Genomic DNA, 12,534 nt, shown 5'->3' with positions numbered 1-12,534 from the left:
GCCCCGGCCGATGGATCGGCCGGGGCCCTTCCGTATGCCCGGGTTCGGACACACCGCGTGCGCCCGGTGTGCCGGCGCCTGCCTCTCAGCCGAGCCAGCAGCGGGTGACCGTGCCGCCCTCGACCTCGAAGTTGATGCGTCCTGCGAGGTACTCCATCGTGATGATCGAGCCGGGCGGGAGCGACCTCACGGTGCTCCAGCCCCGCGTCCTGGCGAGCCGTGCGGCGCCTTCCGCGTCGAGGCCCACATAGGCCTCGGGGGCGTCGCGGGGCGGTTCGGGAGTGCGCGATGTGGGTGCCATGGCCCTCACGTTAGTACCTTGGCGGTCACGCTTGTGTCACAAGTTCTCGACATATGTTCGGCATGATCCCGGTCACTCCGGGACACGGATTCCGGCCGTTTCTCCAGTAATTCCGAAGGCCATCAGGCAGTTCGCACCAGGGCGCCGGAACCGCCGATAGAACGCGGATAATTCGGCTCTTCCGGCTCCGCCCGTCCCGAATTGTCTCGGCGACGCGCACGCGAGCCGCTCACTCTTCCCTTACACAATGCTTACGCTGTCCGAACGCCCGGAGACGCGGAGCCGGGACGACCGCGGAGCGGAGGCAGCGGATGGGCAACGGGACAGCGACCGCGACCGTCGAATCGAGCCGCGAGCGGCACGGCCGGATCCTGATCGACTGGCTCACCACCACCGACCACAAGAAGATCGGCCACCTCTATCTGGTGACCGCGTTCGTCTTCTTCCTCGTCGCAGGACTGATGGCGATGCTGATGCGGGCCGAGCTGGCCCGCCCGGGACTCCAGCTGGTCACGAACCAGGAGTTCAACCAGGCCTTCACCCTGCACGGCACGATCATGCTGCTGCTCTTCGCCACGCCGACCTTCGCCGGCTTCGCCAACGAGCTGGTGCCGCTCCAGATCGGCTCGCCCGACGTCGCCTTCCCGCGGCTCAACATGTTCTCGTACTGGCTGTTCCTCTTCGGCAGCCTGATGGTGATCGGCTCGCTGCTCACCCCGGCCGGCCCGGCCGCCTTCGGCTGGACCGCCTACGCCCCGCTCAACAGCCTGGAGCGGTCCCCCGGCATCGGCGTCGACCTGTGGATCATGGGGCTCGCGCTCTCCGGTTTCGGCACCATCCTGACCTCGGTGAACTTCCTCGCGACCATCATCGGGATGCGGGCGCCCGGCATGACCATGTTCCGGATGCCGATCTTCACCTGGAACGTGCTCTTCACGGCGGTCCTGGTGATCGTCGCCTTCCCCGTGCTCGCCGCGGCCCTGCTCGTCCTGGAGGCGGACCGACGCCTCGGCTCGGTGGTCTTCCAGCCCGAGAACGGCGGCGCGCTGCTCTGGCAGCACCTCTTCTGGTTCTTCGGCCACCCCGAGGTCTACATCATCGCGCTGCCGTTCTTCGGGATCGTCAGCGAGATCATCCCCGTCTTCGCCCGCAAGCCGATCTTCGGCTACACCACGCTGATCGCCGCCACTATGGCGATCACCGGCCTCTCGGTGGTCGTCTGGGCCCACCACATGTTCGCGACGGGCGCGGTGCTGCTGCCGTTCTTCTCGCTGCTCTCGTTCCTCATCGCGGTGCCCACCGGGGTGAAGTTCTTCAACTGGACCGGGACGATGCTGCGGGGCTCGCTCTCCTTCGAGACCCCGATGCTGTGGTGCGTCGGCTTCCTGGTGTCGTTCCTCTTCGGCGGCCTCACCGGGGTCATCCTCGCCTCGCCGCCGATGGACTTCCCGGTCACCGACTCGTACTTCGTGGTCGCCCACTTCCACTACACGGTCTTCGGCACGGTCGTCTTCGCGACCTTCGCCGGCTTCACCTTCTGGTGGCCCAAGTTCACCGGCCGGATGCTCGACGAGCGGCTCGGGAAGATCCACTTCTGGACCCTCTTCACCGGCTTCCACCTGACCTTCCTGGTGCAGCACTGGCTCGGCGCGGAGGGCATGCCCCGGCGGTACGCCGACTACCTGGATGCGGACGGCTTCACCACCCTCAACACCGTCTCCACCATCGGCGCCTTCCTGCTCGGCGCGTCGACCCTGCCGTTCCTCTACAACGTGTGGCGGACCACGCTGTACGCGCCGAAGGTCGAGGTCGACGACCCGTGGGGCTTCGGCCGCTCCCTCGAGTGGGCCACCTCCTGCCCGCCGCCCCGGCACAACTTCGACGCCGTCCCCCGGATCCGCTCCGAGGCGCCGGCCTTCGACCTGCACCACCCCGAGTTCGCGGCCTACGAGCGGATGCGGATCACGAGCCCTCCGCCGGAGCGGAGGCCGACCGGTCGAGGGACCGGGACAGCAGGTCCCTGAGCGCCCGCACCCGGTCGACCAGCTCCGGCGGGTCGAGCACCTCGAACTCGAAGCCGATCAGCGACACGTGGATCACCATCACATCGAGGCTGTGGGCCCCGGTCCTGAGCAGGCAGGCGTCCTCCCCGTCCGCCGTCAGGACGCCGTCCGCCGCTCCGACGGCCGCCGCGGCCTCGGCCAGCGGCACATGCAGCCGGATCGTCGCCTCCGTCGCGTACGCCGAGGTGGACACGCCCTTCGCCACGTACGCGGCCAGATCCTCGGCGGGCGGTTCACGGGGCGGGAAGCGGGGCCCGTGCGGCGGCGTCGGCACGATCCGGTCGGCGCGGAAGGTGCGCCAGTCGGCCCGGTCCACGTCCCAGGCGACCAGGTACCAGCGGCGCTCGCTGCAGACCAGACGGTGCGGCTCGACGTTCCTGCGGGTGGTGGACCCGCCGTGGTCCCGGTACTCGAAACGCAGCCGCTCGGTGTCCCGGCAGGCGTTGGCGAGCTCGGTGAGGACGGCCGGGTCGATCCGCTCGCGCGGGGTGCGGAGCATCGGGACGGTGAAGGCGTTCAGGGCGCTCACCCGGCGCCGCAGCCGCCCCGGAAGCACCTGCTCCAGCTTGGCCAGGGCACGTACGGAACTCTCGCCGATGCCCTCGACCCCCTGCCCGGCGGCGGCGCGCAGACCGACGGCGACCGCCACGGCCTCCTCGTCGTCGAGGAGCAGCGGCGGCAGCTCGGCCCCGGCGCCCAGCTGGTACCCGCCGCCGGTCCCGGGGCTCGCGTTGACCGGATAGCCGAGCTCGCGGAGCCGGTCGACGTCCCGCCGTACCGTGCGGGGCGTGACCCCGAGCCGGTCGGCGAGGTCGGCACCGGACCACTCGCGGTGGGCCTGGAGCAGCGAGAGCAGACGCAAGAGCCGTGCTGAGGTCTCCAACATGGCCCCGAGTCTGCCAGCCCTCGCGGACGACTTCTGTCCTCGATGAACGGGCGGCCCGCGCGGGCCCGTCGGTCAGCGGAGGCGGCGGACGAGCCGGCCGACCCGCGCCTTCAGGGTGTAGACCGCGTCGATCACCCGACCGGTCCCGGCGTGCCACGTCACCCGGGCCTGCGCGTGGCTGCGCAGGCCCGCGCCCCGCTCGACGAGCTCCGTCCACAGCGCCTCGTGCCGGGCGGCGATCCGGACCGGGTCGAACCGCTCGGACGCGTCGAGCGCCGCCCGTGCCGTCTTGGCCCGCAGCTCGTCGTCCTCGACGAGCCGGCGCAGCGCCCGCGCGAACGCCGCCACGTCGTCGACCGGCACCAGGAACCCGTCGACGCCGTCCTCGATGATCTCGCCCGGCCCGTGCGGGCAGTCGGTGGAGACCACCGGGAGTCCGCAGCGCATCGCCTCGACGATGGTCATGCCGAAGGACTCGCGCTGCGAGGTCACCGCGGCGATGGAGGCCTTGGCCAGCTCCGGCTCCAGCGGGGTCGCCGAACCCATCAGGAAGACCTGCTCGCCGAGGCCGCGCTCCTTGATCTGCCGGGTCAGCGGCCCCTTGAGGTCCTGGACGGCGTCGCCGGTGCCGTAGATCCGCAGCCTCCATCCGGGGTGGTCGGCCGCGACCTCGGCGAAGGCGTCGATCAGCAGGTCGTACCGCTTGACGCGGGTGAGCCGGCCCGCCGCGACGACGGTCTTCGCCGCGGGGTCGGCGGGCGGCCCCGGGGGCGCGGGCACGCTGTTGGGCACGGACTCGACGCGCACGCCGGGCAGCCCGAGCTCCCGGTAGGCGCGGGCGTCCGCCTCGGTGACGGTGGTGACGGCGTCGAGGAGCGCATACTCGTGGCCGATGTCCCGGCGCAGCCGGAAGGAGTGGCCTTCGAGGATCAGGTGCTCCTGTCCGACGAGGACCGGCCCCCGCCGGGCCTGCCGGACGAGCTGCACGTTGAGCCCGGGGCGGGTGCCGACGAGGACGTCCGCCTCGACGCCGCCGAGGTGCTCCCCAATCCGGGCGTCGGTGAGCGCGCTGTACTGCTTCCAGCGTCCGTCGCCGCGCGGGAATGCCTCGGCGGGCCGGTGGAAGTCGGGGTGGTCGCCGTCGTATCCGGGGCTGTCCTTGCGCAGGTCGACGAGGTGGCGCAGGGTCACCCCCGAGGGAAGGCCGAGAAGCGGGCGGTCGCGGTGGCGGAACACCGAGACGATCTCCACCTCATGACGTTTCGCCAGTTCCTCGGCGAGGGTGAACGTCGTCCGGATCGTGCCGCCGTAGTGGTAGCCGTTGTGGAGCAGAAAGGAGATACGCATCGCGCTGCCGGTTCCCCCCGGTCAGTTGATCGGTCGCCCGACTGTACTGCCGGTAGAGGGGGGCCGTTCACGGCGTGTAGCCGAGGGAGCGTCAGGGGCGGTAGCCGAGCTGGGGCACGGTCGCGCAGTTCTCCGTCATCTCACCCTGGCTCACCCAGCCCCGGCCGTCCTGCCAACGGGCCACGGACAGACAGGTGTTCCGGGTCGCCGGCGGTCGCGCGAGGTGCTCGAAGCGGACGGGGAGCAACAGCCCCCGCGCGGTGTACGCCTCCGGGCGGTTCAGGTACGCCTCCACGCACGCGCGGGTGAGCCCGCCGGCGCCGCCGCTCTCCGCGCCGTGGGTCTCCCCGTCGGCGCCACCGCGCCCGGCGAGGCAGGAACGGGCCGCGTCGGTGAACCACATCGCCGCCGCCCAGCCCTCCAGCTGCCACTGCGACAGCGGCCGGTCCCCCATCGCCGCCCGGAACTCGCGGACCGCCGGATGCCCGGTGTCCTGGTGGTTGCGGCTCGCGCCGGTCGCCCAGAGCGCGTTCCGGCAGCCGGGCGCGCGGGCGTAGTCGCGGGCGACGGACGAGGACCAGTTCTGCACGTTGGTGACCTTGGCGTCGACCCGTACGCCCAGGGCCTCCATCGCCTCGCACAGGCGCACGTTGCCATGGGTGTCCATGGCGTCGAAGAGGACGTCGACGTGCTGGGCCCGCAGATCGGCGGCGACCGCGCGGAAGTTGGGCAGGGCGAAGTCCACCTGTTCCTCGACGACCCGGTAGCCCTCGGCACGCAGCCCCCGGGTGACCAGCCGGGCGTACGCGGCGGACGCGCTCTGGTTGTAGGAGACGACGGCGGCGGTGCGCGCCCCCTTCTCCTGCTCGAACCAGCGGTAGACCTCGGTCCCGCCGTACAGGACCCCGCCCCAGCCGGGTTCCCTCCCGGTGCGCGGGGCGGAGCTGCCGTAGATCCCGTACAGATGCGGATAGGTGTCGTACGCGGGGGTGAGCGGCTGGCCGCCGATGTCGGGCACTCCGGCGCGGGAGACGAGGGGCGCGCCCGCGTAGTCGAGGGCGGTGGTCGCGACCAGGGCGAAGACCCCGCGCTCTTCGATCAGCCGGTGCACGCAGGCGTTGTTGCCGACGCCGCTGCCGCCGTCGTCGCAGATCTCGACCTCGATCCGGCGCCCGTCCAGGCCACCGCGCGCGTTGAGGGCGTCGAACCAGGCGCGGGCCCCGTCGCGCGTGCCCGTGAAGGCCTGTCCGCCGACGGGGCTGGTGACGCTGGTGATGATCCCGACGCGGAGCGGCTCACCGCCGGAGGGGTTGGCGGTGGGCCGCGTCTCGAAGGCGCGCTCCGGGAGCCGGCTGCCGCAGGCCGTGAGGAGAAGCAGCAGCAGGCCCAGGAGCAGCGCCGCTCCCGCCTCAGCAGCCCGGAACGGTGACACCGCTCAGCTGGACGAGGCCGCACAGCGTCTTCACGGTGACCTTCCAGGTGTCGTTCTGGAGGACGGACGTGCCTTGCGAGCCGGACAGCGCGGGGGCTCCGCCGACCAGCAGGTCGTACGTCACGTTGGCCTCGGTGGCGGAGGTGAACTCGACGCCGGTGACCTTCGCCGAGGTCAGGGCGGCGTTCTTGTCGCCGCCGAAGGCGCCGAGGACCTCCTGCATCTGCTCCCCGTTCTCCAGGAGCCCCACCCGCTCGGCAGCCGGAGTCTCGGGGTCGAAGAACGCCGTCCAGTTCCTGGTGATCTCCGCCTTGGCCGCGGCGGGATCGTCGGGTTCGTCGGCCCCGGCGGGGGCGGTGGTCGCGGTGGCGGTCTCGGTGCCGTCGGCACGGCCCTCTCCGCCGCCGGCGCCGTCGTCGGAGCAGCCCGCGACGACGGGGGTCAGCGCCAGGACGGCGGCGGCCGCGAGGGCGGCGAGCCGGGGGCGTCGGCCGGGTCGTGCGAAAACCATCTGGCTCACCACCGGGTGTCCCTCCGGGCCGTACGGCCCGATGCTTCCAGGGTGGGACGTATCGGGGCATAGTGCAAGATCAGGGCATAGCGTGAGGAAGAGACGAGGGAGGTCGCCGTGCCGACATCCCGGATCCTGCTCTGGAGCGGTCTCGTGGCGGCCGCCGGGGGCGCGGTGCTGTGCGTGCTCGGCTGGTACGGGATCTCCGGCGAGCGGTTCGCGGAGCGGCAGCTGCCCTATCTGGCCTCGTGCACGGTGCCGGGCGCGGCCCTGATCGCGGCGGGCGCGATCCTCCTGGTGGCGGCGTACGCGCTGCCCGAAGGCCCGCCGGCACCACGCGCGCCGGGGACGGCGGAGAACGGTTCGGCGGCGGCGGACGGCCCCACGTCGGAGGACACTCCCCCGCCCTCCTCCGACGGCCCGCCGCTCCGCGTCCCGGGCGGAACGCTCGCGCACCGCCCGGACTGCCCGCTGGTCGCGGGCAAGCCGGACGCGACGGAGGCGGGGGACGCGGCCCTGGCCCCCTGCCCGGTGTGCGAGCCGTGGCCGCCCTGATGACCTCCCTGACGTACGAGCTGACACTCGCCGGCCTCGCCGTCGGCAGCGCCGCCGCGCTCACCGGGATCGGACTGGTCGTCACCTACCGGGCGACCGGCGTCCTGAACCTGGCCCACGGCGCGGTGGCCATGATCTGCGCGTACGTGCTCCGCCAGCTGGTGGTCGGCTGGGGCTGGCCGCTGCCTGCGGGCGCCCTCGTCACCCTGCTCGTCGTCGCCCCCGGCATCGGACTCGTCCTGGACCTCGGGGTGTTCCGGCCGCTCGCCCGGCGGGAGGCGGACCCGGCGCAGTCCCTGGTGGCCTCCATCGGTGTCTTCGTGCTGCTCGTGGGCGCGGCGGTACTCGTGTGGGGCCCGGGGGCCCGCGACGACGTGCCCGTGCTCCTCGGCGACGATCCCTGGGCCCAGCTCGGCGCGGTGGTGGCGCTCGCCTGCCTGGTGGGGGCGGTGACCCGGTGGACCCGCTTCGGGCGGGAACTGCGGGCCGTGATCGACAACCGGCCGCTCGCCGTGCTCTCCGGGATCGACGCGGACCGGGTCGCGGCGGCGGGCTGGGCCTTCGGCTCGTTCACCGCCGGACTCACGGGGGTGCTCCTCGCACCCTACGTACGGCTCGACCCGTACGGGATGCCGCTGCTCGTCCTCGAGGTGATCGCGGTCGCCGTCATCGCCCGGATGCGGTCCCTGCCGGTCGCCGTCCTGGCCGCGCTCGCCATCGGCGTCGCCCAGGCCCAGCTCACCCGGCTGCACCCGGAAGGATGGGCGGGACCGCTGCTCCAGGCCGTCGGGGCGAACCTGTTCGTCGTGGCGCTCCTGGTCGCCGCCCTCGTCCTGCCGGGCATCGGCGGCAAGGGCCGGGACGCCCTGCCGCCCCCGGTGCGCCCGGCACGGGTGCCGGGAGCCGTGTGGCTCGTCACGGGCGTGCTGTTCCTGCTCCCGCTCGGGTTCGCGGGCTCGGACCTGCACACGGCGATCCAGGTCCCGGCGCTCGCGGTGATCCTGCTGTCCCTGGTCGTGGTGGCGGGACGGGGCGGCCAGATCGCGCTCGGGCAGGCGGCGTACGCGGGCCTGGGCGCCCTGTTCACGGCGCTGCTCACGGCACACGGGGTCCCGGGCCTCCTGGCCCTCGGCCTGGCGGTGCCGCTGGTGGCGGCGGCGGGCCTGCTCACGGCCCGGCCGGCGATCCGCCGGCACGGCCTGGCGCTGGCGCTCGTGACGCTGGCGACGGGCGTGGCGGTGAGCCGCTTCGTCCTCGTCCAGCCGTACGCGACGGCCGGTCTGTCCCTCGACCGCCCGGCGGGCTTCTCCGACGACCGCGCCTTCTACGCCCTCGAACTCCTCGTCCTCGCGGGCTGCCTGGTCCTGGTGGCGGCGCTCCGCCGGGGCCGCACCGGCCGGGCGCTCGCGGCGCTGCGGGACCACGAGCCGGGCGCGGAGGCGGCGGGCGTCGCGGTCCCCGGCCTGAAGCTCCTCGCGTTCGTCCTGGGCGCGGCCCTGGCGGCCCTGGGCGGCGGCCTGCTCGGCATGGGCCTGCGCGCCTTCGACCCGGAGGCGTACGACCCGGTCCGCGGCCTGCTGTGGTTCGCCGCGGTCCTGGTCCTGGGCGCGGACAGCCTCCTGACCCCGCTGGTGGCGGCGGCCCTCCTGACGACCCTCGACGCGGGCGCGTACGCGGGCACCGCGGCGCTGACCCTGGGTCTCCTGGCCACCCTGACGGCCAGGATCCCCCCGCTCCTGAACCTGCTGCCGCAGAGAACCCACCCGCGGAAGGCCGCCGACGGCGCCGACGCCCCCACGAGAAGACCGGCACGTTTCTCCATCAGTCGCACGGGTGGTGCGGTGGGGAACCCCAGTCCGGCCGAAGGCCGGACGCACCCCCACCGGCCCGCGGCCGACAACGCACCCGCACCCACACCCACACCCGCCGACGCCCCCACACCCCCGAAGCGCCTCCGCGCTCACAACCTCACCCTCACCCACCCCGGAGGGATCACCGCCCTTGACCGCGTCACCCTCGACCTCGCCCCCTCCCGCGTCACCGCCCTCGTCGGCCCCAACGGCGCCGGCAAGAGCACCCTCTTCGACTGTCTCGCCGGCACCCTCCGCCCCCGCGAGGGCCGGGTCACCCTCGACGGCGTCGACATCACCCACCGCTCGGCCCATGCCCGCACCCGCCTCGGCATCGCCCGCACCTTCCAGCGCCTCGCCGTCTTCCCGTCCCTCACCGTCGAGGAGAACGTCCGCCTCGGCGAGGAGCAGGGCCACGTCCGGAAGGACCCCGCCGCGGTCGAGCGGAGCCTCCGCCTCCTCGGCCTCGCCGGATCCGTACGGCACGCCGCGGCGGCGGACCTGCCCACCGGAACGCTGCGCCGGGTCGAGCTGGCCCGGGCGCTCGCGGGGCAGCCGCACACCCTGCTCCTCGACGAACCCGCCGCCGGCCTCGACGCCGCCGAGACGGCCGCGCTCGCCCGGGTCCTCGCCGCCCTGGCCGCGGACGGACTGACCGTCCTGATCGTCGAACACGACCCGGACCTCGTCGCGGGCATCGCCCACACCGTGCACATCATGGAAGGCGGCCGGATCGTGTCATGAGCGTCGAGATCGCGCTGCGCGCCGCCCGGGTCCGCTACGGCCCCCTGGAGGCCCTGCACGGCCTGGACCTGCCCGTCCCGGCCGGCACGGTCACCGTCCTCCTGGGCCGTAACGGCTCGGGACGGACGACGGCCCTGCGCGCCCTCGCCGGCACGGTACGGCTCTCCGCCGGCCGGGTCCTGTGGCGGGGCGCCGACGTGACCCGCCTCTCGGCGCACGAACGGGCCCGCCGCGGGCTGTGCTTCGTACCGGACCTGCAGGCGGTGTACGCGGGCCTCACCGTCGCCGAGAACCTCGCGCTCACCCGTCCCGGCGCCGGTCCCCCGTACCCCGAGCTCGTCCCCCTCCTGGACCGCACCGCCGGGACCCTCTCCGGCGGCGAGCGCCGCATGCTGGCCCTCTCCCGAGCCCTTCCCCCCGTCCACGCGCGCGTGGTGCTGGTCGACGAGCCGTCGCTCGGCCTGGCCCCGCCGGTGGCCGCCCGTACGTACCGAGGGCTGGTCGCGCTCGCCGTGGAGGGCGGCGCCGCCGTGGTCCTGGCGGAGCAGCGGGTCCCGGACGGGCTGCCGCCCGGGACCCTCGTGCACGAGCTGCGGCGCGGCTCGCTCGCGTTCAGCGGGGAGCGGGCCGAGCTGCGGTGACGGCGCCGAGACCCGTCACAGCGGGTCGATCCGCAGCATCGTCCCGATGACGACCCGGTTCGGATCGGGCCCGATGACGCTCCGGTTCGCCGCGTACAGCGCCTTCCAGCCGCCCTTGATCGCGAAGCGGCGGGCGATGGAGCTGAGGGTGTCGCCCGCCTTGACGGTGTGGGCGCGCCCGCTCAGTCCGTACCGCTTGGAACAGACCGGCCAGGCCTGCCATCCCTGGGTGCGGAGCACCTCCTCCGCGACGGCGATCTGCTGGGGGCGGGTCGCCAGGTCGGCGCGGGGCGCGTACCGCAGTCCGCCGTGCTCGACCCAGGTCGGGTGCCAGAACTGGAGCCCGCCGTAGAAGCCGTTGCCGGTGTTGATGTGCCAGTTCCCACTGCTCTCGCACTCGGCGACACAGCCCCACGGCCACTGGTCCTTGGCGCAGGGGTAGGCGGGCACGGCCGCGGCCGCCCGAAGCCCGTCGGCCACGTCCCGGAGCACGGCGGACGCGTTCCGGGGCCCGGCCGGCACGTCCCGGGCCTGGGCGGGTGCCGGGGCCAGGGTCAGCAGCGCGGCGGCGGAGGCCGCCACGAGCGAACCCGTCGTCCAAAATCGGATCTTCGACATCGGGGCAGGCTAGGCAGCGTCGCGCCGCCCCCGGCCCGTGCCGCGCGGAACACTGTTCACACCCCACCCGGTCGGAGTCACCCGCGTTCCGGTGCTCCTCGGAGCCCCGCCCGCCCTCTTCCGCACGAGCCGGTGGCAAGTTGCCTCGGTTCCACGCGTGACCCCGGCCGAGCCTGACCCGTTGAACTCGGCATGAGACGACCGGGAACGGCCCGGCGTCCCCCCGTACCGAGTCCAGGGAGCCCCCCGTGCCGCGCATGCTCGACGTCAGCGAGGACGTACGCGCCGAGATCGGCGACGAAGAAGCGGACCGGCTGCTCGCCGGCGACAACGCCCCGGGCAGCTACGACTGCACCTCCTGCCGCACGCCGGGTGACTCCGAGCAGGAACGCACCAGCACGGTGCTGTTCGTCGGCGACGAGACCGCGGTCCTCGCGTTCGCCCACGCCAGCTGCATTCCGTCGCAGGTCGTCCGGGTCGCGGAGGAGCAGCTCCAGGGCGCCGTCGCCTCCATCACCGCATCGGACACCGCCGACGCGCTGTCCGCCGCCCACCCCGAGCAGGCCGTGCTCGGTGTCACCAGCGGTCTCGTCCTGATCCAGGGCGAGCTGCACCCGGCCCTCGTCGTGGAGCCGACCGCGCCGGTGGCCCGTCCGGGTTCGGACGGTCTCACCGACGAGTTCCTGCCGCTCCTGGCCGACCAGGGCTTCCACCAGGTCATGAACCTCGACGAGAAGCCGGCGGCGCTGCCGGGCTGGTCGGTCCTGGTCGCCATGGGCCAGCTGCACTCCGTCCTCCAGCCGGGCCCCGGCGGCGCCGGGCAGGCCGCCTGGTGGCAGGCGCACCAGCCGCTCCAGGTCACGGAGGGCTGGCGTGCGGCGGCCAACAAGTCGCACACGGTGCTGGTCTTCGCCGCCCCGGTCGGCTCGATCGGCCAGCAGCCGCGCGAGGACCTGCTGCGCGACGCGTTGGAGAAGGCCGCGGCGAACGGGCGCCTGGTCGCCGCCGCGATGCCGCTGGCCGGTACCTGATGGAGGCCGGCCGGCCGGGCATAGGGTGGGCGCGGGTCCACGGCGTACCGACGGGGCCGACGGGCTCCGCCGGTCCGGCGACCCCGACCGTGCCGCGGCCCCGGCGTGCGCCTCTTTCGGAGAGCCGCCCGCATCCGACGGGCGGCGGGGTCGTTGGCACCTACGTGCACGCATACGACCCTTTCCTCCAGCCGTATCCGAGTCAGATCCCGTCGATGCGCCCTGCGCAGGACGTCTCGGCGGGGGCCTCGCCCACGCCGATCTACGACGCCCTGTACTCGGAGTACCGCAGGTCGTTCCGCACGCTGCCGGGCGACCGCAGCGGCGAGGAGGAACTGACGTTCCGGGCGTTCGGTACGGCGGCGAGCACGGGCGTGCACGGAAACGGGCAGGGCCACCGGTACACGTCGGCGTATCCCACGGCGTGGTCGGCCCCGTACCCGCCGACGCACACCCACACCCAGGCGGCCCTGCCGCCGGGGCCCCGCAGGGGCCTCTAGGGCACACGGCACACCGGGGGAACGGCGGAGGGCCGGGGCGCGATCGCCCCGGCCC

The 12,534-nt window shown here is 73.7% G+C and carries 12 protein-coding genes; 6 read left to right on the top strand and 6 right to left on the bottom strand.

Annotated features, from left to right (window positions below):
• Positions 1–85: 85 nt before the first annotated feature.
• On the bottom strand, positions 86–301 hold the full coding sequence (locus ACFQ79_RS38260) for an I78 family peptidase inhibitor (RefSeq protein WP_383592400.1): 216 nt from the start codon (positions 299–301) through the stop codon (positions 86–88).
• A gap of 311 nt (positions 302–612) precedes the next feature.
• On the opposite strand from ACFQ79_RS38260, the gene ctaD reads away from it, so the two are divergent.
• The gene (gene ctaD / locus ACFQ79_RS38255; RefSeq protein ID WP_383592397.1) at positions 613–2,325 is read left to right on the top strand and encodes a cytochrome c oxidase subunit I; all 1,713 of its coding nucleotides are present in this window, start codon (positions 613–615) and stop codon (positions 2,323–2,325) included.
• Here the strand turns inward: ctaD and ACFQ79_RS38250 are convergent.
• The 4 genes from ACFQ79_RS38250 to ACFQ79_RS38235 form a co-directional block, all read right to left on the bottom strand.
• On the bottom strand, positions 2,264–3,250 hold the full coding sequence (locus ACFQ79_RS38250; protein WP_383592395.1) for a helix-turn-helix transcriptional regulator: 987 nt from the start codon (positions 3,248–3,250) through the stop codon (positions 2,264–2,266). The two genes, ctaD and ACFQ79_RS38250, sit on opposite strands and share 62 nt — an antisense overlap.
• A 72-nt stretch (positions 3,251–3,322) precedes the next feature.
• The gene (locus tag ACFQ79_RS38245) at positions 3,323–4,597 is read right to left on the bottom strand and encodes a glycosyltransferase family 4 protein (RefSeq protein WP_383592392.1); all 1,275 of its coding nucleotides are present in this window, start codon (positions 4,595–4,597) and stop codon (positions 3,323–3,325) included.
• 91 nt (positions 4,598–4,688) lie between these two features.
• Positions 4,689–6,029 carry an ABC transporter substrate-binding protein gene (locus ACFQ79_RS38240; protein ID WP_383592389.1) on the bottom strand — a complete coding sequence of 447 codons (1,341 nt, stop codon included), beginning with the start codon at positions 6,027–6,029 and terminating at the stop codon, positions 4,689–4,691.
• Positions 6,007–6,540, bottom strand: coding sequence for a hypothetical protein (locus ACFQ79_RS38235; protein WP_383592386.1), 534 nt, complete (start codon positions 6,538–6,540; stop codon positions 6,007–6,009). The genes ACFQ79_RS38240 and ACFQ79_RS38235 overlap by 23 nt, the downstream gene beginning before the upstream one ends.
• Before the next feature lie 117 nt (positions 6,541–6,657).
• Here ACFQ79_RS38235 and ACFQ79_RS38230 point away from each other — a divergent pair, with 117 nt between their 5' ends.
• From ACFQ79_RS38230 to ACFQ79_RS38220, 3 genes are read left to right on the top strand one after another with little or no spacing between them, the layout of a single operon-like run.
• Positions 6,658–7,095, top strand: a complete 438-nt coding sequence (locus ACFQ79_RS38230; RefSeq protein WP_383592383.1) for a hypothetical protein — start codon at positions 6,658–6,660, stop codon at positions 7,093–7,095.
• Entirely contained in the window at positions 7,095–9,689 is a 2,595-nt protein-coding gene (locus ACFQ79_RS38225; protein WP_383592402.1) for an ATP-binding cassette domain-containing protein, read from the top strand. The genes ACFQ79_RS38230 and ACFQ79_RS38225 overlap by 1 nt, the downstream gene beginning before the upstream one ends.
• On the top strand, positions 9,686–10,330 hold the full coding sequence (locus ACFQ79_RS38220; protein ID WP_383592380.1) for an ATP-binding cassette domain-containing protein: 645 nt from the start codon (positions 9,686–9,688) through the stop codon (positions 10,328–10,330). The genes ACFQ79_RS38225 and ACFQ79_RS38220 overlap by 4 nt, the downstream gene beginning before the upstream one ends.
• Before the next feature lie 15 nt (positions 10,331–10,345).
• Here the strand turns inward: ACFQ79_RS38220 and ACFQ79_RS38215 are convergent, their stop codons facing one another.
• On the bottom strand, positions 10,346–10,948 hold the full coding sequence (locus ACFQ79_RS38215; protein ID WP_383592378.1) for a transglycosylase family protein: 603 nt from the start codon (positions 10,946–10,948) through the stop codon (positions 10,346–10,348).
• A gap of 248 nt (positions 10,949–11,196) precedes the next feature.
• Between ACFQ79_RS38215 and ACFQ79_RS38210 the strand changes: the two genes are divergently transcribed.
• Complete coding sequence (locus tag ACFQ79_RS38210) at positions 11,197–11,979, top strand: hypothetical protein (protein WP_266964477.1); 783 nt, start codon at positions 11,197–11,199, stop codon at positions 11,977–11,979.
• 164 nt (positions 11,980–12,143) lie between these two features.
• Positions 12,144–12,479, top strand: coding sequence for a hypothetical protein (locus tag ACFQ79_RS38205; protein WP_383592375.1), 336 nt, complete (start codon positions 12,144–12,146; stop codon positions 12,477–12,479).
• Positions 12,480–12,534: the final 55 nt, after the last annotated feature.

This window comes from Streptomyces sp. NPDC056480 (genome assembly GCF_042795405.1).
In the GTDB taxonomy this organism is placed as follows: domain Bacteria; phylum Actinomycetota; class Actinomycetes; order Streptomycetales; family Streptomycetaceae; genus Streptomyces.
This window is presented reverse-complemented; position numbering and strand designations above follow the sequence as displayed.

What these genes read in the sequence shown, in the direction of transcription:
- ACFQ79_RS38260 (WP_383592400.1), bottom strand. Translation starts at nt 301, where the DNA reads ATGGCACCCACATCGCGCACTCCCGAACCGCCCCGCGACGCCCCCGAG.
- ctaD (WP_383592397.1), top strand. Translation starts at nt 613, where the DNA reads ATGGGCAACGGGACAGCGACCGCGACCGTCGAATCGAGCCGCGAGCGG.
- ACFQ79_RS38250 (WP_383592395.1), bottom strand. Translation starts at nt 3,250, where the DNA reads ATGTTGGAGACCTCAGCACGGCTCTTGCGTCTGCTCTCGCTGCTCCAG.
- ACFQ79_RS38245 (WP_383592392.1), bottom strand. Translation starts at nt 4,597, where the DNA reads ATGCGTATCTCCTTTCTGCTCCACAACGGCTACCACTACGGCGGCACG.
- ACFQ79_RS38235 (WP_383592386.1), bottom strand. Translation starts at nt 6,540, where the DNA reads ATGGTTTTCGCACGACCCGGCCGACGCCCCCGGCTCGCCGCCCTCGCG.
- ACFQ79_RS38225 (WP_383592402.1), top strand. Translation starts at nt 7,095, where the DNA reads ATGACCTCCCTGACGTACGAGCTGACACTCGCCGGCCTCGCCGTCGGC.
- ACFQ79_RS38220 (WP_383592380.1), top strand. Translation starts at nt 9,686, where the DNA reads ATGAGCGTCGAGATCGCGCTGCGCGCCGCCCGGGTCCGCTACGGCCCC.
- ACFQ79_RS38215 (WP_383592378.1), bottom strand. Translation starts at nt 10,948, where the DNA reads ATGTCGAAGATCCGATTTTGGACGACGGGTTCGCTCGTGGCGGCCTCC.